At 38.1% G+C, this 24,889-nt stretch carries 22 protein-coding genes and 1 other RNA gene; 10 read left to right on the plus strand and 13 right to left on the minus strand.

Annotation, left to right across the window (positions count from 1 at the left end):
• Positions 1–141: 141 nt before the first annotated feature.
• From BI291_RS08705 to gcvT, 8 genes are all read right to left on the minus strand, one after another.
• Complete coding sequence (locus BI291_RS08705) at positions 142–351, minus strand: hypothetical protein (protein WP_074498366.1); 210 nt, start codon at positions 349–351, stop codon at positions 142–144.
• On the minus strand, positions 348–1,172 hold the full coding sequence (locus BI291_RS08710) for a TnsA endonuclease N-terminal domain-containing protein (RefSeq protein ID WP_074498367.1): 825 nt from the start codon (positions 1,170–1,172) through the stop codon (positions 348–350). The genes BI291_RS08705 and BI291_RS08710 overlap by 4 nt, the downstream gene beginning before the upstream one ends.
• A gap of 386 nt (positions 1,173–1,558) precedes the next feature.
• A complete protein-coding gene (gene herA, locus BI291_RS08715; RefSeq protein ID WP_074498368.1) occupies positions 1,559–3,277 on the minus strand; it encodes an anti-phage-associated helicase HerA in 1,719 nt (572 codons plus the stop codon).
• Entirely contained in the window at positions 3,277–4,470 is a 1,194-nt protein-coding gene (locus BI291_RS08720; protein WP_074498369.1) for a DUF4297 family anti-phage-associated protein, read from the minus strand. The genes herA and BI291_RS08720 overlap by 1 nt, the downstream gene beginning before the upstream one ends.
• Positions 4,471–4,804: 334 nt before the next feature.
• Positions 4,805–6,400: an antiviral reverse transcriptase Drt4 gene (gene drt4 / locus BI291_RS08725; RefSeq protein WP_074498370.1), complete on the minus strand. Its 1,596-nt coding sequence runs from the start codon at positions 6,398–6,400 to the stop codon at positions 4,805–4,807.
• Between the two features lie 193 nt (positions 6,401–6,593).
• Positions 6,594–9,497, minus strand: coding sequence for an aminomethyl-transferring glycine dehydrogenase (gene gcvP, locus BI291_RS08730; RefSeq protein WP_074498371.1), 2,904 nt, complete (start codon positions 9,495–9,497; stop codon positions 6,594–6,596).
• Positions 9,498–9,698: 201 nt separating this feature from the next.
• Complete coding sequence (gcvH, locus tag BI291_RS08735; protein WP_074498372.1) at positions 9,699–10,088, minus strand: glycine cleavage system protein GcvH; 390 nt, start codon at positions 10,086–10,088, stop codon at positions 9,699–9,701.
• Between the two features lie 84 nt (positions 10,089–10,172).
• Positions 10,173–11,264, minus strand: coding sequence for a glycine cleavage system aminomethyltransferase GcvT (gene gcvT / locus BI291_RS08740; protein WP_074498373.1), 1,092 nt, complete (start codon positions 11,262–11,264; stop codon positions 10,173–10,175).
• A gap of 322 nt (positions 11,265–11,586) precedes the next feature.
• Between gcvT and BI291_RS08745 the strand changes: the two genes are divergently transcribed.
• Entirely contained in the window at positions 11,587–12,114 is a 528-nt protein-coding gene (locus BI291_RS08745; protein WP_074498374.1) for a hypothetical protein, read from the plus strand.
• A 10-nt stretch (positions 12,115–12,124) separates the two neighbouring features.
• On the opposite strand, the gene BI291_RS08750 is transcribed toward BI291_RS08745, so the two are convergent.
• The 4 genes from BI291_RS08750 to BI291_RS08765 are packed head-to-tail and all read right to left on the minus strand — an operon-like array spanning position 12,125 to position 16,586.
• On the minus strand, positions 12,125–13,342 hold the full coding sequence (locus BI291_RS08750; RefSeq protein ID WP_254849552.1) for an FAD-dependent monooxygenase: 1,218 nt from the start codon (positions 13,340–13,342) through the stop codon (positions 12,125–12,127).
• A 59-nt stretch (positions 13,343–13,401) separates the two neighbouring features.
• Positions 13,402–14,631 (minus strand): 2-octaprenyl-6-methoxyphenyl hydroxylase, encoded by a 1,230-nt coding sequence (ubiH, locus tag BI291_RS08755; protein ID WP_074498375.1) that lies wholly within the window; start codon positions 14,629–14,631, stop codon positions 13,402–13,404.
• Between the two features lie 45 nt (positions 14,632–14,676).
• Positions 14,677–16,014 (minus strand): Xaa-Pro aminopeptidase, encoded by a 1,338-nt coding sequence (gene pepP / locus BI291_RS08760; RefSeq protein ID WP_083601980.1) that lies wholly within the window; start codon positions 16,012–16,014, stop codon positions 14,677–14,679.
• A 2-nt stretch (positions 16,015–16,016) separates the two neighbouring features.
• Positions 16,017–16,586 (minus strand): UPF0149 family protein, encoded by a 570-nt coding sequence (locus BI291_RS08765; protein WP_074498376.1) that lies wholly within the window; start codon positions 16,584–16,586, stop codon positions 16,017–16,019.
• A gap of 294 nt (positions 16,587–16,880) precedes the next feature.
• Between BI291_RS08765 and BI291_RS08770 the strand changes: the two genes are divergently transcribed.
• From BI291_RS08770 to metK, 5 genes are all read left to right on the plus strand, one after another.
• Positions 16,881–17,189, plus strand: coding sequence for a cell division protein ZapA (locus BI291_RS08770; protein ID WP_074498377.1), 309 nt, complete (start codon positions 16,881–16,883; stop codon positions 17,187–17,189).
• Positions 17,190–17,209: 20 nt separating this feature from the next.
• A complete protein-coding gene (locus BI291_RS08775) occupies positions 17,210–18,364 on the plus strand; it encodes a hypothetical protein (protein ID WP_074498378.1) in 1,155 nt (384 codons plus the stop codon).
• 113 nt (positions 18,365–18,477) lie between these two features.
• A non-coding RNA gene (gene ssrS / locus BI291_RS08780) (6S RNA) lies at positions 18,478–18,659 on the plus strand.
• A gap of 80 nt (positions 18,660–18,739) precedes the next feature.
• The gene (gene murI, locus BI291_RS08785) at positions 18,740–19,540 is read left to right on the plus strand and encodes a glutamate racemase (RefSeq protein WP_074498379.1); all 801 of its coding nucleotides are present in this window, start codon (positions 18,740–18,742) and stop codon (positions 19,538–19,540) included.
• Between the two features lie 118 nt (positions 19,541–19,658).
• Entirely contained in the window at positions 19,659–20,846 is a 1,188-nt protein-coding gene (gene metK, locus BI291_RS08790) for a methionine adenosyltransferase (protein ID WP_074498380.1), read from the plus strand.
• 68 nt (positions 20,847–20,914) lie between these two features.
• On the opposite strand, the gene BI291_RS08795 is transcribed toward metK, so the two are convergent.
• A complete protein-coding gene (locus BI291_RS08795; RefSeq protein ID WP_074498381.1) occupies positions 20,915–21,895 on the minus strand; it encodes a rhodanese-related sulfurtransferase in 981 nt (326 codons plus the stop codon).
• A 266-nt stretch (positions 21,896–22,161) separates the two neighbouring features.
• Between BI291_RS08795 and rsmE the strand changes: the two genes are divergently transcribed.
• From rsmE to ruvX, 4 genes are read left to right on the plus strand one after another with little or no spacing between them, the layout of a single operon-like run.
• Positions 22,162–22,908 (plus strand): 16S rRNA (uracil(1498)-N(3))-methyltransferase, encoded by a 747-nt coding sequence (rsmE, locus tag BI291_RS08800; RefSeq protein WP_074498382.1) that lies wholly within the window; start codon positions 22,162–22,164, stop codon positions 22,906–22,908.
• A gap of 17 nt (positions 22,909–22,925) precedes the next feature.
• A complete protein-coding gene (gene gshB, locus BI291_RS08805) occupies positions 22,926–23,879 on the plus strand; it encodes a glutathione synthase (RefSeq protein ID WP_074498383.1) in 954 nt (317 codons plus the stop codon).
• A 16-nt stretch (positions 23,880–23,895) separates the two neighbouring features.
• Positions 23,896–24,453 carry a YqgE/AlgH family protein gene (locus BI291_RS08810; protein WP_074498384.1) on the plus strand — a complete coding sequence of 186 codons (558 nt, stop codon included), beginning with the start codon at positions 23,896–23,898 and terminating at the stop codon, positions 24,451–24,453.
• Complete coding sequence (gene ruvX, locus BI291_RS08815) at positions 24,453–24,887, plus strand: Holliday junction resolvase RuvX (RefSeq protein WP_074498385.1); 435 nt, start codon at positions 24,453–24,455, stop codon at positions 24,885–24,887. The genes BI291_RS08810 and ruvX overlap by 1 nt, the downstream gene beginning before the upstream one ends.
• The last annotated feature ends 2 nt before the right edge of the window (positions 24,888–24,889 follow it).

The following is a 24,889-nucleotide window of genomic DNA, read 5'->3' on the forward strand; positions in this document are numbered from 1 at the left end:
TTGCAGGCATTAACGGTGATAAAGAAGTCAACAAAATACTGAGATCGAAAAATGAAATTTCATGGTTTACGCCTACTTGTTAATATTACTGGCTGACAATAGCACCAATAGTTGAGCAACATTAAAATCACCTCTTTTACATTAATTGTACCTGACCCCTTTTATCCATTTATCAGCAATTAGTTTTTCTAACTCATCAAAATGATACTTTTGGGGCTTTCTGGCGTTGTTATTTTCGATAGCCCAAGTCATGTCTGATACCGCAGCTAACGAACGTTTGTAGTTAACCGCACAAACACGCAGCGAAACATTTTCAGCTTTATCAGATAGATGCATATTTAAACGAATCATGCCTGCACCTTTACAGGGTGGCGAAGAAAAATCCGTTGGGTTAGGTCTAACTTTAAAATGCGATTTAGAGCGACTACCTTGAATATCGTTTGACTGCGCTGAAAGTTTAAGGACAGCTTAGAACCAGCGTTAACAATATGCTCTCTTGTAGTTAAGAACTTATTATCGTACCAAGAGTCGTAAAACGCCTGAGTGAAATCAAACCTTTCGTTATCACACACATAGGCGTTAGCTTCAGTCGAAAACCAATCTAGGTTCCAGCAGATTTGTTTGGTGGCATCCCGTTCTGAGATAAGAAATAACTCAACACCTCTTTCATTCCAATAACGCCTTTCAATCTCAATTTTTTGCCAGACACGGTAGTGTTTTTTCTGGAGCTTGCCGTATGAATCAAACTCCCATAATTGGTTCCAATACTTAAAGTTATAAGCCCGCTTCTCAATTTCGCCCGTGACAAAATCAATGTGTTCGCTATAAAAATCAGTAGACATCACGTGGGCAGCGTTTTTTTTATAGTCACCTGAGTGTAAATAACCAAGCTCATTAGCAATTCTCAAGGTTTCGTTGATATCCAAAGGGTACTGCTCTTCTACCTTTAACGTATCTGGTCTCCAAATAAGTATCTTGTAAGCACGTTTTTCTCCATCACTTAGCAAGTGAACTATTCGTTTTTGCTTTTGGCATTTATGTAAATGACGTCTGCCAACTTTGTTAACTTTTCTTACTGTAACCCAAGGATGGTGATCACCAAGTCGCTCAATCTCTGCATTCCATTTATTGATGCTGGTGATGATTTCTTTAGTTATGACGCGTTGTTTCATTTATCCTCCCAATCGAAAGATAAATAGCTCGACAAAGAAAGTTAATCAAATAACAATTTGATATATACCTTTGAATTTAAAGGATTTAATTTTGTGAATAATAAATATATATTTTCGCAAAAATTAAAAATAGAGATATTTTGTCGAAAATTATTGATTTGTAATTGGCTGAAAAAATTGAAAATAAATTTTTGCTAATTAAACATTAATTTACTGTTTATTATTTATTTTTCATATAGTTAACAAAAACCACTTATAACAAAAAGAAATATGGTTCAATGTTACTTTTACGAGTTAACGGAATTGTGTCATTTAAAATGAACCGAAAGCAGTTACTCTTACATAAAATTGACCAGAACTGGTAACTGCTTTTGAACTTTATAATGCTATATGCCCCATGTCTTTATCAGAGATTCAAAAGCAACATCTTTCCACTCGTCACGCCATTCATCAAGATACTTAATATCAGTTGAAGACGGTGGTAAGTCACACTTGTCTACTTTAATGAGAGACGGTACAGAAACAGCATCCCCGATGAGTAATGCCTCACCTTCAGTCAAGGAAGGTAATATATTGGTGATATCACCAACAGTGTCTGGCAGTAAACGTTTAACAAAGTTTTGATCATCTTTATTTGTCAGTCTCATGGATATGAAGCTACTACATTGAGAAAAGATAGTTTCAGAAATTTCTGAGGGCCTCTGGCTAGCTAGTAGCAAAGTTACACCATACTTTCGTCCTTCTTTTGCTATTCTTTCTATCGCCTCTTTGGAAGCCCTGTATTTACTTAACCCACTTTTTGGAGCATATTTATGAGCTTCCTCATATACTACCAAAATCGGAGCATTCTGCTCCTTCCCAGCTTTTTGTCTAAATTTCCTATTGTAGTATCCAACTTCAAATATCAGCCTTGAAATAAGAGAAACACAAATACTTAATACTTCAAATGGAATTCCACTAACATCGAAGATAGTAACGTTTGCTCTAGACGTACCTTTGTAACCAGTTATAGACTGTAAAGTATCTTCAAATGTGACACTTTTAGTTTTAGTACCTACTAAAAAATCTAGTCGTTTATCATATATTTTGTTTTCTAATCGGTTTATGAAATTAATCAATTTTCCGTTTAACGTGCCAGTAGCAGAACTCCCTTTAGGAGTAAGCTCTCTTTTAAACAAGCGGTGAGCTGTTTCCTCTCTAAATACGAACTCATCTCCATCAATCCAGTTTATATTGTTCTCTTTATCTTTCTTTTCATTATTTCGATTTTTTATATAGTTCAAGACTTCTTCAACATCAAAATATAATGGTGAATCATAGTGAATCCGTTCCTTCGCATTTGGATCTCCAGAAAAGTTATGTTTTTTATTCAAAACGATAGCCTCTCTGAATACATTTCTCTGATTGTGATCATTGGCTTCTGTATCTAAGAACAATTCTTCCAACTCTTCACTATTCAACAGCCAATAAGGGAGTATTAACTGCTCTACGCCTAGTAAATTTGCTTGCGGAAAAGCTGAACTATACTCAGAATGAATATCAAAAATTGCGATATGGGAATTATTCAGTCCGTCATACCCTGCGCTTTTAACTTCTGTTGCTTTTTGAAGAATTTTAGCCACTGTATGAGACTTACCAGATCCGCTAGAACCCACTATAGCAATATGCTTATTAAAAAATCGATTACCATTCACAGGGACTAAAATATCGCTATTTAGAGACAATGAAGAGAATGTAAACCTTTCGCTCTCAGATACACTGCTTTCATAAATAGTTTTTATATCCTCTAACCTAGCAGGCTCTACTTTTTTAGGGGGTAAAGCAAGAGAATCACCTCCCCTATAAAACTTATCTCCTTTGACTAGACCAATAGGGCTTGCATCAATAACGTAGTTAGGCTCTCCTCCATTTTCATCAGCAACAATTGAAAAATTTTCAATAATCGCAAGCAGTGCAACATTATCGTTATCAGATACGCGAAGATATGAACCAACTTTTAATTTTTCTTCAGCAATTTTAAACTCCTCAAGCTTATCTACTGAAATCTTAATTTTGTTGGGGCTAACTGATATTACTTCTGCATTAACTTCTACATTACTTTTCATTAGATTAGTTCCTTTATATCTGAAAATTCACAAACTTGAAGCTTTATATTTTTTATTCCTTCGTCAAACTCAATAGATAACTCATTATCTCCTGCATAGAACTGATAAACCTCAACTCTTGATTTAGCCGAATCTATAGCTTGAATTAGATCCTCCTCAGTTTCTATATATTGAAATTTTATATCTGTATCCAATTTTGCTCGGCCAAGCGTTTCTGGACAAAACGCACTCCCAAAATAGTTGTAACCATCAACAAAGTTTAGCCCTTCGCTATATAGCTCTCTTTTTAAAGAGTGTAGAAAACACTGCTCCTGATTATAGATATAGATAAAAGGAGAGTACGGACTTGAACTCCTTTTAGAAAGGTTTGCCCAATTTTTTTGAATCATATAAATGCATTCTTTTATATCTGCCATGCTAGCCGCGCTGCTGACATCAATTATAAAAAACCGATCATAAGCTTGCGTATTGAGGCATCGTGGGAAGAGGTCAGACTTTATTTTTCTAAGGTAGCTTTGACGACCTTTAAACTTATATAACCAAGAATTAAAAAGCGCTTTTTTATTGTCTAATCTATTAAGGAATTCTGCCTTAGTTATAACTCGATTGTGTTGTTCACAAGCTAATTTTGCCACTATAGAAAAAGCCGAATTATAGTAATAATGCAATGCCTCTTCTTTTGTGCAATCAAATAGTTCAGTTATTTTCAGGATGACACTGTCATTTTGTTCATTAAAGCTCTTTGCATGAATATCAACTCTTAAATTTTCAATAAAGTTACTCAAATCTTGATCTGACAAATCTAAATCGACATGCTTTTCATATTGAACTCTATCTTTGGTGTAGGATAAGAATTTTTCCTTTAAAAATTGAACCGAAAACCCATCAGGCAACTTTTCATGTCCATCTTTATAATGACCATACAAAAAGTATTTAACTTTTTCTTTTCTGTTATCTGAAAAATGCTGGAGCATAAACCTTATTGGCTTAGCTATAACCGAATGATTATAAGAGGTTTTTTCGTAATATTTGCACTGAATCGCACTTAATTCTCCTCCTTGAGAAACATCAACATCTTCAATCCCTTCAACTTCTATTGAATCGGTGTCACATTTTAGAGATAAGATTTCAAAAATTGACTTATCAAACTGATAACAATACCCCCTAATAGTATCTACTGCACTTCTATCCAATTTAATTCCTTTTAAGTCTTTATTTATGATTGTAAATTATCATATTTTTTGTACTGTTCGTACAATGTGTTTACTTGAATTACTCTTAAATACATTTAAAGTAATTCTCATATAGTAGTCATCCACTAAAAAAGGTGGCAAAGCCACCTTTTCATGAAGATATTTGCAAAATCAAACCTCTATATATTTAAACAAATAAATATTTCCTAAACTAACAACACCTAAGCAATAGCTCCCCTTTTTATCATCTTGCCGTAATACAATCTTTCCGCAAGTTGCGCACTATAATTTTCAGATTTTACTTCAACTATTTTTAGTAATTTAATTAGAACAATTAAAAATCAGGCTCTGGTGGCGACTGTCTGAACGCTTCGCTAACAAAGCCAAAGGCTATTCGGTCGCACTCCTGTTCAGCTTCACTAATAGTTTCCCCCGGTAAAAAATTAACTTGAAAAGCTCTTAAAACATTAAAAACCTCGTCATCATAAGGGTTGTTGGCTATATCACCTGAAAAATATAATTGGTATAGCAATAGCCAATAGCTATCTTTTGTATATAAATCACTTGTTAATATAGGATCTATGAATTCAATTATTGGCTGTTTGTTCTCTACCATTGAAGAAAGAATCGTAATCGCAACGCAATCTTCACTTTCTATTATTGACCTAATTGCATTTGCCGAAGGAATTAAGTTTTGCTTTTTTAGAATATAAAGAGGCCAAGCCATTCCATCTGACCTTTTTTGTTTAGCGTTTTCCTGTATGATTTGATCTATTTGTTGCTCATATTGTTCATGAGGTACATTTGCTAAATCTATCAAAAGAGAAATGTATGGAATTAATATCGGATAATGCCAAGCCAAATTAATAACAGCCCCTAGAACATCTATAACGGCTGACTCATCTAAATGGGCAACCATCAATTGAATGGCATACTTTAGAACACTCCCGTCAGGAGTAGCTTCATTAACAATTATCGCTCTATTTATAAAGGTAATCGCTTCAGTTGAAAAAAACTTATGATCTTGTCCTTCAGGTTTTGCATACCTATTGGGAATAGCACCTAAAAGCTCTAATATCCAATCATCTTCACTAGGAGAAGGAAGCTCTTTAATATTTGTTTTATTTAGGTTAAGAGTTAATTTATATTTAGCGAGAGCTTGCCCAAGTATGAGTATAAAATCTTGAGCTTTTTCATAGGTTTTACAAAAACATAAATAGTCATCAACATACCGCTCGAAAACATAACCAGCATTTTCTAGTATTTCATCTACTCTTTGAAGAATCATTTCAACAACAAAACTAGAAGTCGCTGGACCGATAGGTATTCCTTGAGTTTCGCCCCTCTTAGATTTTCTTTGAAAAAGATCCAATTTGTTATACCAGAGGGTATTTCCTCTGTTTTGTTTTGCTGTTGCTATACCAACGGCAGCCCAAGGAATTGCATGTGAATATATACTATTAAAACAATTAGAAATATCAGCGGACACTCTAAATTTACTTGAAAAGCTAGCATCATTGTATCGACGCTTCTGAGACATAGGATCTTCATAGTTCATCACCATGATTCGTCCATCTTGTCTTTGTTCAGGCTTAATTTTGCTATTAACCCCTTCTTCAATAAACTTAATAAAATTCCAGTTGTCATGAATGTGCTTAGCCAAGAATGAATATGCTTTGGGATGAACAAGGGAAAGTACTCTAGGAACATTGTTGTACCTTGTAGCTTTATATTCCACTAGATCATACCCGCTACGTCGACGCTCTGCATCATCTTCCAAAGCAGCTAACGCTTCACAAACTTCAGGGGTAAACTGCCGAGTGTCTAGGCATGGAGGTAATTCTCCAATAAAGTCTTTTTGGTTGGGAAAATAATTTCGACGCGTTAAAGCTTCGTATAAATTTCGTTCATCATTAATAGTAATCGGCATTTCTTTTTCCCTCTTACCTAACTAGATCCATTAATTAATCATCCTGACATACATCAACTAGCAAAAAAAGATAAAACCAATTATTTTGAATCATGAACAAGAAAAGGCGAGCACTCGGCTCGCCTTTTCAAATTCACTCTAGTCACAAACTTAATTCAATTCACAAACTTAATTAAGCATCGACAACTATTATTTAGTCTTTATACGTATCAACGCTCGGGCATGAACAAATTAAGTTTCTGTCGCCGTACACATCATCAATACGATTTACCGTTGGCCAGAATTTATTGGCAGCTGCCGCCGGTACTGGGAATACCGCTTCTGCGGTTGTATAAGCTCTATCCCATGAAGCGTCAGTAATGTCTGCTAGCGTATGTGGTGCATTATGAAGTGGGTTGTTTTCTAGTGTCCACTCGCCTTGTTCTACTTTGCGTATTTCATCTCGAATACATACCATGGCTTCAATAAAGCGGTCTAATTCAGGTTTTGCTTCTGATTCTGTTGGCTCGATCATTAACGTGCCTGCCACAGGAAACGACATGGTTGGTGAATGAAAACCATAGTCTTGTAGACGTTTAGCAATGTCCATTTCTGTGATGCCAGAAGAATCTTTTAACGGACGTAAATCAACGATACATTCGTGTGCTACACGGCCATTAGCGCCAGTATAAAGAATTGGGTAATGCTCGCTTAACTTTTTCGCTAAATAATTCGCGTTGGTGATAGCAAATTTTGTTGAATCTGTTACGCCTTTTTTACCTAATAAGGCAATGTAAAGGTAAGAGATACATAAAATGCCTGCGCTACCAAATGGTGCCGCTGAAACCGCGCCATTACCTTTGGTTGTTTCATTTACGGTGATAAGTGCGTGGTCAGGTAAGAACGGCGCAAGGTGTGATTTAACACCAATAGGTCCCATACCTGGGCCACCACCGCCGTGCGGAATAGCGAAGGTTTTATGTAAGTTTAAGTGAGAAACATCAGCGCCAATAAAGCCAGGTGAAGTTAAGCCAACTTGTGCGTTCATATTAGCGCCATCTAAGTACACTTGACCGCCATTGTCATGAACAATGTTACAAATTTCACGTATCGTGGTTTCATATACACCATGCGTTGATGGGTAAGTGATCATGATACACGATAAATTATCACGCAGTTCAGTTGCTTTAGCTGTTAAGTCAGCCATGTCAACATTACCGTTTTTATCACAATCAACAACAACAACCTTCATACCAACCATTTGCGCTGACGCTGGGTTAGTTCCGTGTGCAGAAGATGGAATTAAACAAATGTTTCTGTGCGCATCACCACGACTTTCATGGTATTTATGAATAGCAATAAGACCTGCATATTCACCTTGTGCGCCAGAGTTTGGTTGCATTGAAATGTTATCGTAACCTGTTAATTCAACTAACCAGTCGCCTAGTTCGTTGATCATTTCAGCATAGCCTTGCGCTTGATCTACGGGTGCAAACGGATGCATGTTGGCAAATTCAGGCCATGAAACAGGTATCATTTGCGCTGTTGCGTTTAATTTCATGGTACAAGAACCTAATGAAATCATTGAATGATTAAGCGCTAAATCTTTATTTTCTAGTTTTTTAATATAGCGAAGCATTTCAGTTTCACTATGGTGCGAGTTAAAAACAGGGTGCGTTAAAATGTCTGACTCGCGCACTAGTTCAGCAGGAATTGATTGATGACCAGTACTTAACACTTGTGCGTCTAATGCAGCTACATCTAAACCGTGACCTTCGCCAAGTAGCACATCAAATAAGGTAGAAATGTCTTCACGCGTTGTTGTTTCATCAAGTGAAACACTGACTTGTCCAGCAACATCTGTGCGTAAGTTAAGATCAGCTGCTAGCGCACGCGCTACAACATCTTCTTTATTATCAAGCTTAAACGTTAACGTGTCGAAATAATTGTCGTGAACAGCTTGCAAACCTTTACTAGTAGTACCTACATTTAAAATATCAGCAAAACGATGAATACGGCTAGCAATGGTTTTTAAACCTTTAGGGCCATGATATACCGCATAAAAAGCGGCCATGTTGGCAAGTAGCACCTGTGCGGTACAAATGTTTGAATTGGCTTTTTCACGACGAATATGTTGTTCACGTGTTTGCATTGCCATACGAAGTGCGTTGTTGCCACGCGTATCTTTTGAAACACCAATAATACGACCAGGCATAGAACGCTTGTATTTTTCACTGGTGGTGAAAAATGCTGCATGAGGGCCACCGTAACCCATTGGCACACCAAAACGTTGGCTTGAACCAATCACTACATCAGCGCCTAATTCACCTGGCGCTTTAAGTAGCACTAAGCTCATAATATCAGCCGCAACTGCTACAATACCTTTTTTCTCGTGAACGCTGTCAATAAGGGTTGAAATATCACGTACTTCGCCCGTTGCACTTGGGTATTGTAAAAGCGCGCCAAATACATCGTGTTCACTTACGCTGTCTGCAGGTGCAACAACAATGTCAAAACCAAACATTTCTGCTCGTTGTTTCACTACGTCAATTGTTTGTGGGTATACTTCTTCTGCGACAAAAAATAGGTTTGACTTTTTGTTTTTCGATACACGTTTAGCCAATGCCATAGCTTCAGCGGCAGCAGTACCTTCGTCAAGTAATGACGCTGACGCCAGATCTAACCCGGTAAGGTCCAAACACATTTGTTGGTAGTTTAATAATGACTCTAAACGACCTTGGGCAATTTCAGGTTGATAAGGTGTGTAAGCTGTATACCAGCCTGGATTTTCTAATACATTACGTAAAATAACGTTTGGCGTTAGTGTGCCGTAATACCCTAAACCGATATAGGTTTTGTTCACTTTATTTTTATTAGCAACGGTTTTTAAATCGCTAAGCGCTTTTACTTCCGTTTTACTTTCTTCAATAGCTGGTAAGTCAGCTAAGCGAATATCGCTAGGAACAATTTCGTCAATTAATGCATCAACTGATTCTGCACCAATTTCGTTTAACATCGCCTGTGCTTGTGCTTCGTCTGGGCCAATATGGCGACGAATAAAGTCTTGCGTTTGTTCTAGTTCGTTCAACGTAATGTTGTTTTGAGATTGAGTAGTCATAAAACGGCTTACCTAAATAAGAAAAGTAAGTAAAAAATAAGGAAAGCCCCAAACTTATTGTCAGTGAGAGGCTTCATCTGTTGTCTATTTTAAACCATTAAAATAGCGAAAAGACTGTTATTGCTTTTTGCAACAACAAGCATTTAGTTAACACAACCTATATTTAAACGAAATCGCTTAGATAGGGTTGCCGCTACTAAATTAATCTTCGTCGATTGAATTTTCATAACCTTCTGCATCAAGAAGGTTTTCTAGTTCACTTGTATCATCAAGTTTAATTTTAAACATCCAACCGTCACCAAACGCGTCAGAGTTCACAAGCTCAGGAGAATCTTCTAACTCTTCGTTTACCGCGATCACTTCACCTGACACAGGTGCATAAATATCTGATGCAGCTTTTACTGATTCTGCTACCGCAACATCATCACCAGTGCTAACGCTTTCGCCTACTTCAGGCAATTCAACAAATACCATGTCGCCAAGTAATTCTTGCGCATGCTCAGTAATACCAATAGTAACAGTACCGTCACCTTCATTACGTACCCATTCATGCGACGTTGCATATTTTAATTCTGAAGGAATGTTGCTCATTTTTTTAGTTCCTAATATGTCTGTAATTGTTATATATCTGTTCGACTACTCAGTCTATTTAAGACTATAGAGTAGCATGAAAATTTAGTCTAATTGGCTTTTGCCATTACGAACAAAACTTGGTTTAACCACTTTTACGCTCACTAACTTTTTGCGCATCTCTACTTCAACAACATCACCAACTTTTACGCTACGAGGAACGCGCGCCATGGCAATAGAATGTTGTAATGTTGGAGAAAATGTACCAGAAGTAATCACACCTTCACCAGCGTCGGTAACGACTTTAAGGCCTGTACGTAACACGCCTTTTTCTGTCATCACTAAACCAACTAATTTTGGTTGATCGCCAGCTTCACGTTGTGCTGCTATAACATCGCGACCAATAAAGTTTCGCTCTGATGGTTCCCATGAAATTGTCCATGCCATGTTTGCTGCGAGTGGCGAAACTGTTTCGTCCATATCTAAACCATAAAGGTTCATGCCAGCTTCTAAACGCAATGTATCGCGTGCGCCTAAACCACAAGGTGCTACGCCAGCGTCAACAAGTTGTTGCCATAAGTCAGCCGTTGCTGCTTCTGGTACAACAATTTCGTAACCGCTTTCACCGGTGTAACCTGTCGTCGCAATGAATAAATCACCCGCCTGAACACCAAAGAAAGGCTTCATCCCTTCAATCGCTTGGTTTTGCTCAGCAGATAAAATTGACGCTACTTTAGCTTTTGCTTCAGGGCCTTGAACCGCTATCATGCCGTATTCAGGGCGCTCAGTAATAGTAATATCAAAACCATGTGCTTGTTTTGTCATCCACGCTAAATCTTTTTCGCGTGTCGCTGAATTCACCACTAAACGGTAATCTGTTGTAGAAAAGTGATATATGATCAAATCATCAATTACGCCACCTTCATCGTTACACATGCCGGTATAAAGCGCTTTACCCGCCACTTCAAGTTTAGCAACATCGTTTATGACTAAACGCTGTAAGTAAGCTTTTGCATCAGCACCTTGAATATCAACAATTGTCATGTGAGACACATCAAACATACCCGCGTCTTTTCGTACTGCGTGGTGTTCTTCAATTTGAGAACCATAGTTGATTGGCATTTCCCAACCGTGAAAATCAACCATTTTTGCGCCCGCTTCGAGGTGCTTAGCATGTAATACCGTTTTATTGGTCATGTTTTTCTTCCAATTGTTGCTTGCTGTATAACCATTATGCTTAAAAAATAGCATAGGTGTTTTATCAAAATTTGCGCGCAATTATAGCGATCGGTTAGCAGGTATTCAACAAATAAAGGAAGCCAAATCAAATAAAAAACCACTTTATCAACATAATCAACATTAAATTTTTATTTTACGGGTTGATGAAAATTAAATTCTGAACATAGCGATAAAAACAGGATTGTTCTGATTTAAATTCATCCGTATTCTTATCAAACAAAATTCTATTCATCTGCTATGATAAATTCTAGCAACAACTGTATGAAATAAAGAGTAAAAATTGAGTCTATATAATCCACAACAACTAATCACAGATGCAACAAAAGGCGATACCGTTGATTTAAAACAAATATGTCGTTCGCTACAATTAACCCTACAAATTTCTAGTGAATTAACCGATCTATGTAGAATCAGCGTAAATAAAGAACAAAAGGTGGTTATTCAACTAAATGAGAATATCGATAAACGCACAAAGTTTACTTTTGTGGCGATTTCGGCTGCTGAATATTTAATTAATAGTGCCAGAGTAAATGACACTGGCGTGACTTACGATATTTTTTTTCTAAGAGATATTCACGCAAATAGAGCAACTAATTTGATCATGCTAGCAACACGATTAGCCATACCTGAACATATTATTGAAAATATCGTAAATGCCAGCGAGATACAGTTTACCAAGCAAGTCAATGACGAAATATTCGATATTGACGAATACATTAGACAAAGTGATTATTTGCCCGAGTTCATTCGCAGTGTGATCAAACAAAGCTCTTCTTCATTTTTAGTTAATACCGTAAATGCCCGTTAACGCTAAGTTCCTAATGCTTTAATAACGTAGGTAAATGTCCATTAATACCAAGCGCTTGTTTAATCATGGGGGCTTTCATCGGTTTAAGCTTATTTAGCATAGAAAGGCCTACACCGCGAGCAAAAGCTATGGGGGCCTGTTGTGGCGTAAATGCTTGTTTAATACCTTCCATAGCGGCGATCATCTCTATTGCGTCAGCTTTTCGCCAGCGCTGATACTGGTTGAGTAACTTAGTCGAATAAACAGATGTTGAACTTTCAGCCAACAACTGTGCTAATACTGCGGCATCTTTCAAGCCTAAGTTCACCCCTTGGCCAGCGAGTGGATGTATTGTATGAGCAGCATCCCCTACTAGCACAAAGCGTTCACTGACAAATTGTTGCGCATACCGCATACGTAACGGAAATGCTTGGCGTTCACTTTGCAAAGAAACAAGTCCTAATTTACCGTCACTTGCGGCAGTAAGCGCTTGATTAAACGCAAGCTCATCTAATTGTAGCAACCGGTTAGCTTCTTCTGGGCTGGTTGACCATACAATAGAGCAAAGGTTATTACTGCTACTGTTAAGAGGTAAAAACGCGAGCGGGCCCGTCGGTAAAAAAACTTGCCATGCCGTATTTTGATGACCTTGCTCACATGCAACAGTAGCGACTATGGCATGGTGGTCGTAATCTCGAAACGTCAAAGGGATGTTGGCTTGTGCTCTCACCCAAGAATTCGCACCATCTGCGCCAACAACTAAATTGGCCATAATCGGTGGTTTGCTAGCAAACGAAGCAAACACTTCACTTTCACCTTGCGTAATATGGGTAAGTTTTTCTTCGGTAAAAAAGGCAATGCCACTGTCTTGCTGGGCTTTTTGCCATAATGCAGCGCGTACAATATTGTTTTCAATGATCCAGCCTAATTGCCCGTTATGATCACGAGCACCAATATCTTGTAAGGTAAAATCAAGCTGGCCAATACCACTACTATCCCAAATATGCATCCCTTGATAAGGTTGATGTCTACACGCAGTAATTTGTTGCCACACACCTAAATGTTCGAATAACTGTTTACTTGCTGCATTTATTGCACTCACTCGAATGTCAGGTTGCTCGGTGATATTGGGTATGCTTTGCGTATCAACAATCGCGACGGTAAATTCAGTTAAATGGCGTATTGCAAGTGCGGTCGATAATCCGACCATACCGCCACCAACAATTAACACATCAAATTTTTGCATCATTTTATCAACCTTTGAATGATTAACCGTTAACCATTACTCATTGTCTATCAGTGTGATAGCTAATAGCCCATTGTTTTGTTAACAAAGCTACTTTTTAAGCTTTGACAATAATTTAATACTTTAAGACCAACATTGCGCCCAACGATAAGTGGTGTGTGTTTATTGGAAAAAAGTGCCACCAACGAGTCTGTTAAACCGATAATTTGCTGATGATCTTTTGCACGTGTTGCCGCATAACGACTTAATTGAGCAAAAGAAGCGATATCTTCATTTTTCGATAATTGCTTAGCCATTACAGCGGCCAATTCACTAACATCACGTAAACCTAAATTAAACCCTTGGCCTGCGATAGGATGAATAGTGTGTGACGCATTACCTATTAACACCATACGGTGAAACACTTGCTCATTCGCTTTGACTAAATCAAGTGGGTAGCTGGCGCGCTTTCCTACTTTTTCAACGACTCCTAACCAATAACCAAACGTTTGGTTTAATTGCTCAGCAAAACCTTCATTTGGTAATTGCGATAAATAATCTGCATGCTCGGGTGTTGTGGTCCAAACAAGTGAACATTTTTGACCGCTATTATCTTGGTCAGTCAAAGGGAGAATTGCTAAAGGTCCATGTTCAGTAAATCGTTCATAGGCAATATGCTGATGTGGTTTTTCAAACCGAACATTCGCGATAATAGCTGTTTGCTGATAACTTTTAGTGACAACATCAATGTTAGCAAACTGTCGGCATTTTGATTGACTACCATCACAGCCTAATATTAATGCAGCCTGCAATAATTGCTGATCATCTAGTTGAATATCTACGTGTGTTGAATGCCAATCAATATTAGCGACTTGATTAGGTGCAAACCACGAAACATTCGGTGCTTTTTGTAACGCTTGAACTAACGCATCACCCAATGTTGCCATTTCAATTACATAACCTAGTGCGTTAACGTGGTGTTCGTGCGCATACATACGCGCTTTTCCATAATTGCCTTGATCAGAAATATGGATGGTATTTATAGCTGCAGCCTTCGAATGTATTGCTTGCCAGACATTCAAGGTTTTTAAATAATTAGCGCTGCCGTGCGATAAAGCCAGTACTCGAGAATCAAAATGTAACGCCGACGTTTCTTGGTTTGAATTCGCGTGTATATCACTTGCTTCAACAATAGCAATCGTAAGTGGTGTTCCTGACGATGTTGTTAGCGTTGACAATGCTAACGCAGACAAACAGCCAGAAAGACCACCGCCTATAATTATCACATCAACTTGTTGCTTCTTATTTACCACGCATATTTCCGTTACGAGTTTGCTTGCTGAATATTGTGTTTTTGCTTAACGTTTAGCGTCTTGCATTATACGTTCAATGTCATCAACAAATTTTGGCACATGTTCAGTTAAATTTTCATGACCTTGATCCGTCACCACAATATTGTCTTCGATACGTATACCTATACCACGCCACTTTGCTTCAACGTTTTCATCATCAGCAGGAATATACAGACCAGGTTCAATCGTCATCACCATACCAGACTGAAAGGCCCGTGTTTGACGTTTGTCTTTCATGTGATAATCACCCACATCGTGCACATCTAAACCTAGCCAGTGCCCTAATCCATGAATAAAATATTGTTTACAGGCTTTATCTGTAATTAATTGGGTTATGTCACCTTCCAGTATGCCTAAATTGAGCAAGCCTTCAGTGAGAATTTGCTGACATATATCATTTAACTGGCCAAAATCAGCACCTGGTTTAATGGCATTAATTGCCGCAATTTGTGCATCAAGCACCAGTTGATACAGTGCTTTCTGTTCAGAGGTGAACTTTCCATTAACAGGAAAGGTGCGCGTAATATCTGCAGCATAACCAGCTAATTCACCACCAGCATCAATTAATAACAAATCGCCGTTAGTTAACACATCGCTGTTATTGGTGTAGTGCAAAATATTTGCGTTATTACCACCAGCAACAATTGAATTATAGGCTGCTTCTCTAGCGCCATGACGGGCAAACTCATGTAATAGTTCAGCTTCTATTTGGTATTCAAACATACCTACCTGAGTTTTTTCCATGGCACGTTGATGCGCACGACCACTGATTTCATTAACTTTACGCATAACTTCAAGTTCTGCATCAGTTTTTATCAGTCGTAACTCATCAACGATGGGGTGACAATTAATAAGCATATTGGGGGCACTAATGCCTTGTCGCACTTTGCCTTTTACTTGATCTAACCATGTATACACTTGGTCATCATGATGAGGATTATGCCCCTGAAAAAAACAAAGCGATTGTTTGTTTGCTATAGCCTCTTCAACAACACAGTCTATCTCATCTAAACTATATGCGGCATCAAATGCGTATTGATCTTTTGCTTTTTCACAACCAATACGCTTGCCATGCCATACTTCGGCAAAAGGATCTTTTGCTAAACAAAATAAGGTAGTTGTTACATTACCGTTCATTTTTTCAATCATTAATACTGCATCAGGCTCAGTAAAACCGGTTAAATAGTAAAATGATTTATCTTGGCAAAATAAATATTCTGTATCATTACTGCGGGTGACTTCTTGACCAGCAAACAATAAAGTAACTGAGTTATCAGGAAGTTGCTTAGCGAATAAAGCTCTACGTGCCTTAAATTCGCTCATAGGCATTAAGGTGTGATTCATGATTAATGTACAGTTTCTGAGGTTTCTTTAGGTTCGGGCGGTGTACCTAATTCAGTAAAACATAAAAGAGCAGAAATTCGCACGTATTCTGATATTTCAAAATAGGCTTGCTCTGTCGCTTCATCTTCATCTATATCGTCAGATAAATTGGCAATTTCAGCAAAATCATTGAGCACTTCTTTAACATCGTCAGATAACACTGCATTGCTTTTTTGCTGTAAACCAAAACCCAAATTATACCCTTGTACCCATGCACTTAATGCAAAACCACGCTCTCGCATGGAGTCATCATCGTCAGGTAACATAGGCGTAAAGCCGTAAGAATCATCGAGTAAACTTTGCCACACATTACTAAAAATAAGTTTTAAGGTAATGCGAATAGCGCCTGATAATGCTTCACCATTGTTATACATATCTTCGATTAATGTCGTGTAATCATTACTTTCAAAAGAATAACCACCACAAATAAGGCCGGTTAGCATTCCATGCAGTTCAGAGGCATGAAGTTCTGCACTTTCTGCAGTGATAGTGGCTTGCGTGCTAGCAAAATCCAAAGAGTTATTGAGTGACATATAAAAACTTCCAAAACTAATTGCTTAATATCGTAACATTGCCGCGGCTTGTAAGCTAGCATGGGCATGCGATTGTGTGATGTTTTTTCCTCGTTATAGCGTTCATTTTCAGCTTGGAATTATTCATCAACCTTCCAGTGTAAAAATTTTTTTGACTGAGTGAAATAAAGCGCAGATAACTGCTTGCATCTATGATCGCCGACCGTTATAGTTTGCAATCGCGTTGTTGTTTAAATTGTTTATTAAACAAACAACTAGCTAGTTTTACCGACAATAATTAATAGAAGTGCCTTAATGAGTCAACATAACGTCACCATTGAAGTGGCAGGACGCCGTTTAAAGATTGCTTGCCCGCAAGGTCAAGAGTCTGCGTTGTTGCAGGCAGCAAATGAGTTAAATAGTCGGTTGGAAGCTGATAAAAGCAAAGTTAAAGTTATTAAAAACGCCGAACAAGCCATGTTAATGGCGTCGTTAAACTTAGCAAACGACTACCTAGAGCAGCAACAAGCCTTTAAAGCAGAAAAGCAGCAGCTTGAAAGTAAAATAGACTTGTTACAACAAACCATTGAACAAGCGGTTCATCGACAAGAAAAACAAGCCTAACCCAAGGAGATGCAAAGGATATGCATAAACGAAAAACTCTCTTCTTGTTGTTTGCTATCGCTGCCATTTTGCTTTTAGTCTATTTTAGTTCGATTTCATCCTCAATATCATCAATACCCGACTCGCCAGCTACGGCAAAAAGTAAAATACCAGAAATAAACTTCGCGAACGCATTACCAGCTCCCCTCGATAAACCAAGTAATAAATTACAACCTTCGCAAGCAAAAGTTGATAAAGAAGTTATTCAAGCTGATGAAAGTTTTCCTGATGATTATATAAAAGATTGTAGACATGCATTAGGAAACCACTCAGGATTAATTCCTGATAATTTAGTAACACAGTACTTGTACCGATTAAAAAAAAGTAACACCTTTGAAGATCAACTGAGTTATTTATTGGTTCGAAAGCCGCAAAGTATTGATGAACAATCAAAGACATTACAACAACTTTATTATCAACAACCATCTTCTCCCATTATTAACTCAGAAATTTTAGATTTATGCATTAGCCACAAACACGACTCATTATGTAGTGATGATATTTTAAAAAATATAAAACAAACCGTTACAAATAGCGCTGATTTGTTAGTAAAGCTAGCGTTAGTCAAAATGAAGCAAGGAATGCTAGAAGAAACTAAAGTACTTTTACATGAAGCAAGTAAAAAAGTCATCTACCAAGACGAGTCAAATAAAGCTTTACTGTTAATTAAACATAGTTTAACGAAATATAGTGATTTGTCTGAAAGAGAGCAAATTGTTATGACAATCGGCTATGGAGCAGCGAAAGTTGAACAGCTCGGCCATTTAAATCAACTATGCAAAGAAACGAATGATGAAGAATTCATTGAAACGTGTTTAACGCTAGGAAAGTTAATAGAGGATACCGCTAAAGAAGTTATTACTAAGTTGATTGGTTTAAACATGCAAGTTTTAGCGTATAGATATTGGAAAAATGACGAAATGGTAAATTTGTTAATAAATAAAATGCCAGCCAACCAATCAGTGATTAATGAATCAGAGCAATTAGCGTCAATACTTACTTTTTTTGATGAAAACCTACTTCGCGAATGGTTCAACGCTAAGATGTACAACTCTGAGCAATTTGCCAATGAACAACTTGTTAAAGACGCCATTTTACTGTCTAAAAACCCTGACTACGATCCTTGTCCAACTTAACAATAATAGAAATTGCTTAACTGATAAGCAGTTAGCTTACTCACTAACCAATTAAACCAATTCCCGTCGAAAAAACTTAAAGCTGTTGGCTATTTTCGCTATACTAAGGCTTAAGTCTTCTGGGGTGTTAGTGTGCGAACTATGTCCCTGAGCCGATAAGTTTTACCTAAGGGAGTTAAGTAGTATCTATTGTGCAAGCCCAACGCGTATTGGGAAGCCTACGGATATTGCACGATTCCCGCCCTGAACACACGGTGTTCAGGACTAATGTTGGCCACTGCATTCTGGAAGCTTTATTCTTATTACTGTTATTCTTTACATTTCACGAAAAAATCCCTATAACAGCACTGTTAGTCATTGTTTTAAGTGTTCAAATTGCAAACTCAATCAAATAACTCCCCTATTGGTATATTCGACTCTGGCATCGGTGGATTATCGATTGCTAAATGCATTACTGAACAGTTACCACGCGAAAATATTATTTACGTGGCTGATTCAAAATATGCTCCTTATGGCGAACAATCATTTGAAACTATTATTGAACGCGTTAATACCATTGCACAGTGGTTTATCGAGCAACAATGTAAAGCTATTGTTGTTGCTTGTAATACCGCGACAGTGAATGCGATTGATCAACTACGAGCACAAGTGTCCATCCCCATTATTGGTGTAGAACCAGCCATTAAGCCGGCAGTCGCATTAAGTAAGAATAAAAAAATTGGCGTGCTGGTAACCAGTGCTACGGCTGAAAATCCACGATTTATATTATTGATTAATCAACACAAAAATGGCTCTAGCGTTTTTGTTCAACCCTGTCCAGGTTTGGTCAACATGATAGAAACTGGCCAACAAGGTAGTCACGAATGTTTTGCTTTATTAACACAATTCCTATCACCATTATTAGCTAGTAACATTGATCAACTCGTTCTCGGCTGCACACATTACCCTTTTGTCAGTAAACAAATTAAGCACATTGTAGGTAACAACGTTAATCTACTAGAAACAGCACAGCCGGTAACAGAACAATTATCAAGACAGTTAAAACAACATGAAATAGTAAATTTATCAGATAGTTGTGGAAAAATTTTATTTTATAGTAATCAGCATAAAGCGAATCATAACCAACTTTTATCCTCACTTTGGTCCACACAACTGCGCTTTGCTTCATTTATATAACCAAATAATTTAAGCCATTTAGACGTCTAGGCGTAAAAAAGTAGAAAATAATTTTCACTGGGGTTACAATGCGCCTATAAATTGACTGTTTGTCCATTAATTGAATTGTTGAGGGTTTATGTCTAGACATTATTTTACGTCTGAATCTGTTTCAGAAGGTCATCCTGATAAAATTGCTGATCAAATTTCAGATGCTGTATTAGATGCCATAATAGCCAAAGATAAATATGCACGCGTTGCTTGTGAAACGATGGTAAAAACAGGTGTTGCAATAATTTCTGGTGAAATTTCTACCTCTGCTTGGGTAGATTTAGAAGACCTTACCCGTAAGGTAATCTGCGATATTGGTTATACCTCATCAGATGTTGGCTTTGATGGCGAAACATGTGGCATTATGAATTTAATCGGGCAACAATCAACTGAAATTGCGCAAGGTGTTGATCGTGTAAAACCTGAAGATCAAGGTGCGGGTGACCAAGGCCTGATGTTTGGTTATGCAACCAATGAAACCGAAACGTTAATGCCTGCCCCACTTTATTATTCACACCGCTTAGTTGAACGCCAAGCGGAATTAAGAAAATCAGGTGTATTACCTTGGTTGCGCCCCGATGCAAAGTCACAAGTTACCTTTGTGTATGAAAATGATAAACCGGTTGCCATTGATGCCGTGGTTTTATCCACGCAACATAACCCTGAAATATCACAAGAAGACTTACACGAAGCAGTAATGGAAAATATCATTAAAGCCGTTTTACCTGCCGAATGGTTAACTGATGAAACGAAGTATTTCATCAATCCAACAGGTCGTTTCGTTATTGGTGGTCCTGTAGGCGATTGTGGTTTAACCGGACGTAAAATTATTGTTGATACCTATGGTGGTATGGCCCGCCATGGCGGTGGTGCATTTTCAGGTAAAGATCCATCAAAAGTTGATCGCAGTGCCGCTTATGCTGGTCGTTATGTTGCTAAGAATATTGTTGCAGCGGGTCTTGCTGAACGTTGTGAAATTCAGGTGTCGTATGCAATAGGAGTTGCTGAGCCTACGTCTATATCAATTGAAACCTTTGGTACTGGCAAAGTTTCTGAAGAAACGTTAATTAAGCTTGTTCGCGAACACTTTGACTTACGCCCATACGGCATTACCAAAATGTTAGATTTGCTACATCCTATGTACAAACAAACAGCGGCATACGGTCACTTTGGCCGAGAGCCTTATGAAATGACGGTTGACGGTGAAACGTTTACTGCTTTTACATGGGAAAAAACAGATAAAGCTGAAGCTTTAAAAGCCGCTGCCGGCATTTAACAAACACAATAAAAGGGGTCAGGTACAATTATTTAATTAAATAATTGTACCTGACCCCTTTTATGTTTTTACTTACTTTGGGCTTGCGCCTTTTTAGCAGCAAGTTTCTCTTTACGACGCTGTTCTATCACGTCTTTTATCTCACCACCGATATGTGTTTCGCCTCGCGCTTTCGCTAAATTAATTTGTTTTTCTCGCTCAGCAAATCGTTCACGTTGGTCGGCTGTATATTTATCAATACATTTCGGGCAACTTACACCTTTAACATAGTGTTCGCTTTGTTTTTCTTCATCTGTGATCGGGTAACGACAAGCAAAACATTGGTCATATTGACCTTGTCCTAAGCCATGAGTGACCGCTACTCGGCCATCAAAAACAAAGCAGTCACCTTGCCATTTAGACTCTTGTTCTGGTACTTCTTCTAAATATTTTAAAATACCGCCTTCTAAATGATATACATCATCAAAGCCTTGCTCTTTAAGATAAGCGGTAGATTTTTCACAACGAATGCCGCCGGTACAAAACATTGCTACTTTCTTATGTTTAGTTTTATCTAGATGTTTTTCAACATAGTCGGGAAATTCACGGAAGGTTTCGGTATTGGGATTAATGGCATTTTCAAAGGTACCAATTTCTACTTCATAGTCATTACGGGTATCAATAAGCAACACTTCAGGATCAGATATTAAGGCATTCCATTCATCAGGCTTAACATACGTACCTACAGTAAGCGTAGGATCTATGCCTTCAACGCCCATGGTAACAATTTCTTTTTTCAGTTTTACTTTAGAGCGTTGAAATGGGTTTTCATCTGCATAAGAAAATTTATGATCAACGAGACCTAATCGTTCATCTTGTGCTAAAAAGTCTAACACCGCATCAACACCTTTTTGCGAACCTGCAATGGTACCATTAATGCCTTCATTCGCGAGCAACAATGTACCTTTGACATCATTCGCTTGCATCACAGTTAATAACGGTTGTTTGATCAATTCGAAATCGTTAAGGCGCACAAATTTGTATAATGCGCAAACGGTAATATTTTGCATTTAATTTCTACCTATTTAAGTTTGACCAGAACGCAAATCTGGCACTAATTTGGGTATACATTGCTGAGTGAATAAACGACGCAGCAATTATCGGCGCGCATTCTAACAAATAATATTAGAAATAGCATGTATCGTGTAAAGCAATATTAGCGAACAGATTAACTTCATTTCGCTGACCATAATAACGAATTAATTTATTGAACTTATTGAAATAGATCAACTTAACCCCTATCTTGGCTGTATTGAGTAAATGATCGAAACACGACATGCGCAATCCGAGAATATTCGAAAACCAACCTTTTTCAACCGGCGATACGGTTACGTTATCTGATGACGCATTTGGTCATGCGATCAGAGTGTTACGACTAAAAAGCGGTGATACTATCACCCTATTTAACGGACAATTGATTAATAACAGTTATGGTGAATTCCAAGCCGTTTTAACTGATGTAGGTAAAAAGTCGGCCAATGCGATAATTGGCGAATTTACAGAGGTAGACAATGAATCACCGTTAAATATTCATCTAGGACAAGGTATTTCTCGCGGTGAGCGTATGGACTTTACGTTGCAAAAGTCAGTTGAGCTTGGCGTAAATACCATAACCCCACTATTTACTGACCGTTGTGGCGTTAAATTAAAAGGTGAACGGTTACAAAAAAAATGTGACCAGTGGCAGAAAATTGTTATCAGTGCCTGTGAACAAAGTGGTCGATGCACGATACCGATGGTTAAACCGGCAATCTCGCTTGAAGAATGGCTTATGCAATCTACTTCTGCACTAAAACTAAACTTACACCCGAAAGCTGAACAGTCTATTATGGCGTTACCCTTATCGCATAATCGGATTAGATTACTGATAGGACCCGAAGGTGGCTTAAGTGACGAAGAAATTGCACAATCAAAAAAACATGAATTTAATGACGTGTTACTCGGTCCTAGAGTATTAAGAACAGAAACCGCAGCGTTAACCGCAATTACTGCACTGCAATGTCGCCTCGGCGATATTAAATAATTAAACAGGAATACATCATGGCTATTAAACTAGGCGTCGTTATGGACCCTATTTCTCAAGTTAAAGTGCATAAAGACTCATCAATGGCAATGATGTTTGAAGCGCAAGCTAGAGGGTATGAACTTTTTTATATTGAAATGAATGATCTTTACATGCTGCAAGGTGAAAGCCGTGCCTTTGCCCGTAAAGTTACTGTGTATGATAACGCCGAACACTGGTATGACTTAGCCGAATCTCAAGATATTGCTTTGACAGAGCTAGATGCGGTTATCATGCGTAAAGATCCCCCTTTTGATACCGAATATATTTACGCGACCTACATGCTTGAACGCGCTGAACAACAAGGTACGTTAATCATTAACAAACCTCAAAGCCTACGTGATTGCAATGAAAAGCTATTTACTGCGTGGTTTCCTGAGTTAACCGCTAAAACACTGGTGACACGCAATAGCCAACAGATTCGTGTCTTTCATCAACAAGAAAAAGACGTGATCATCAAACCCCTCGACGGTATGGGTGGCTCTTCTATCTTTCGTATGAAAGAACATGAGGCAAATGTGGGCGTGATCATTGAAACGCTGACAAACCACGGTGAGCAATATACTATGGTGCAAGAATACATGCCGGAAATTAAAGACGGTGATAAACGTATTCTAATTGTTAATGGCGAGCCAATGCCTTATTGTCTTGCACGCATTCCTGCAAAAGGTGAAACTCGTGGTAATTTAGCGGCTGGTGGTACAGGTGAAGCAAGGCCATTATCAGCCAGTGATAAACTTATTGCAGAAACAATTGCACCTGAACTTAAAAAACGTGGTCTATACTTTGTAGGATTAGACGTTATTGGTGACAAAGTCACTGAAATAAATGTTACCAGTCCAACTTGTATTCGTGAAATTGAAGCCGCATATCCTATTAATATCAGTGGTAAATTAATGGATGCCATTGAATCATTAATAGAACAGCGTTAAATAAGAAGGTAGGCCAGTGGACAGTTTAGAGAATCATTTATTAATTGCTATGCCAAGCTTAGATGATCCGTATTTTAATAAAACGGTGACTTACATATGCGAACATAACGATGACGGTGCAATGGGTATTATTATCAACTTACCCATTAACATCACGTTAAATGAATTACTGGCACAAATTGAAGAAGACGGCGATGAAAAGCTACCCGAGCTTGCGCAACAAGTATTAACCGGCGGGCCAGTATCTCGTGATAGAGGTTTTGTTCTACATAGTCCTCAATCGGGGTGGAGTAGTTCCTTAGCGTTAAGTGATGATGTAATGATCACTACCTCTAAAGATATATTACAAGCACTTGGCAGCGATGATGCGCCTGATAAATTTATGGTGACATTAGGTTACGCTGGCTGGGGCCCTGGCCAGCTAGAGCAAGAAATCAAAGCAAATTCTTGGTTAATTACCCCAGCAGACAGTCAAATACTCTTTGATACCCCGATAGAGCAACGTTGGCAAAAAGCCACTGAAAAACTTGGTATTGATATCGCTCACCTTTCAACCGATATAGGCCATGCATAGTGGTCGAAAACACATATAAAACCATTCTTGGCTTTGATTTTGGCAAGAAATACATTGGCGTTGCCGTTGGTCAAGCAATTACCGGCACTGCTACCCCTTTAGGCTCAGTGAAAGCCAAAGACGGTATTCCAAATCAACAACAACTGAAAAGCTATTTCGATGAATGGCAGCCAGATTTAATTGTGGTAGGTTTGCCGCTTAATATGGATGGTACCCCTCAACAGGTTACCTTTGACGCAAAAAAATTTGGTAATCGCTTAGCGCACGACTATAAAACACCGATTAAATTTGTTGATGAACGGTTAACCACCGCTGATGCTAAACAGCACTTATTTGAGCACGGTGGTTACCGTAATTTATCGAAAGATAACATTGATGCCGAATCTGCCCGTTTAATTGTTGAAAGCTACTTTGAAAGTACCTACGGCGAATAACC

The sequence above is a fragment of the Thalassotalea sp. PP2-459 genome (assembly GCF_001913705.1).
Lineage (GTDB): Bacteria > Pseudomonadota > Gammaproteobacteria > Enterobacterales > Alteromonadaceae > Thalassotalea_C > Thalassotalea_C hakodatensis.

Coding starts and splice junctions, on each gene's coding strand:
- BI291_RS08775 (WP_074498378.1), top strand. CDS start 17,210: ATGCATAAACGAAAAACTCTCTTCTTGTTGTTTGCTATCGCTGCCATT.
- BI291_RS08765 (WP_074498376.1), bottom strand. CDS start 16,586: ATGTCACTCAATAACTCTTTGGATTTTGCTAGCACGCAAGCCACTATC.
- BI291_RS08770 (WP_074498377.1), top strand. CDS start 16,881: ATGAGTCAACATAACGTCACCATTGAAGTGGCAGGACGCCGTTTAAAG.
- BI291_RS08710 (WP_074498367.1), bottom strand. CDS start 1,172: ATGAAACAACGCGTCATAACTAAAGAAATCATCACCAGCATCAATAAA.
- BI291_RS08705 (WP_074498366.1), bottom strand. CDS start 351: ATGATTCGTTTAAATATGCATCTATCTGATAAAGCTGAAAATGTTTCG.
- gcvT (WP_074498373.1), bottom strand. CDS start 11,264: ATGACCAATAAAACGGTATTACATGCTAAGCACCTCGAAGCGGGCGCA.
- BI291_RS08750 (WP_254849552.1), bottom strand. CDS start 13,342: ATGATGCAAAAATTTGATGTGTTAATTGTTGGTGGCGGTATGGTCGGA.
- gcvP (WP_074498371.1), bottom strand. CDS start 9,497: ATGACTACTCAATCTCAAAACAACATTACGTTGAACGAACTAGAACAA.
- gcvH (WP_074498372.1), bottom strand. CDS start 10,088: ATGAGCAACATTCCTTCAGAATTAAAATATGCAACGTCGCATGAATGG.
- BI291_RS08795 (WP_074498381.1), bottom strand. CDS start 21,895: ATGCAAAATATTACCGTTTGCGCATTATACAAATTTGTGCGCCTTAAC.
- drt4 (WP_074498370.1), bottom strand. CDS start 6,400: ATGCCGATTACTATTAATGATGAACGAAATTTATACGAAGCTTTAACG.
- pepP (WP_083601980.1), bottom strand. CDS start 16,014: ATGAATCACACCTTAATGCCTATGAGCGAATTTAAGGCACGTAGAGCT.
- rsmE (WP_074498382.1), top strand. CDS start 22,162: ATGCGCAATCCGAGAATATTCGAAAACCAACCTTTTTCAACCGGCGAT.
- metK (WP_074498380.1), top strand. CDS start 19,659: ATGTCTAGACATTATTTTACGTCTGAATCTGTTTCAGAAGGTCATCCT.
- herA (WP_074498368.1), bottom strand. CDS start 3,277: ATGAAAAGTAATGTAGAAGTTAATGCAGAAGTAATATCAGTTAGCCCC.
- gshB (WP_074498383.1), top strand. CDS start 22,926: ATGGCTATTAAACTAGGCGTCGTTATGGACCCTATTTCTCAAGTTAAA.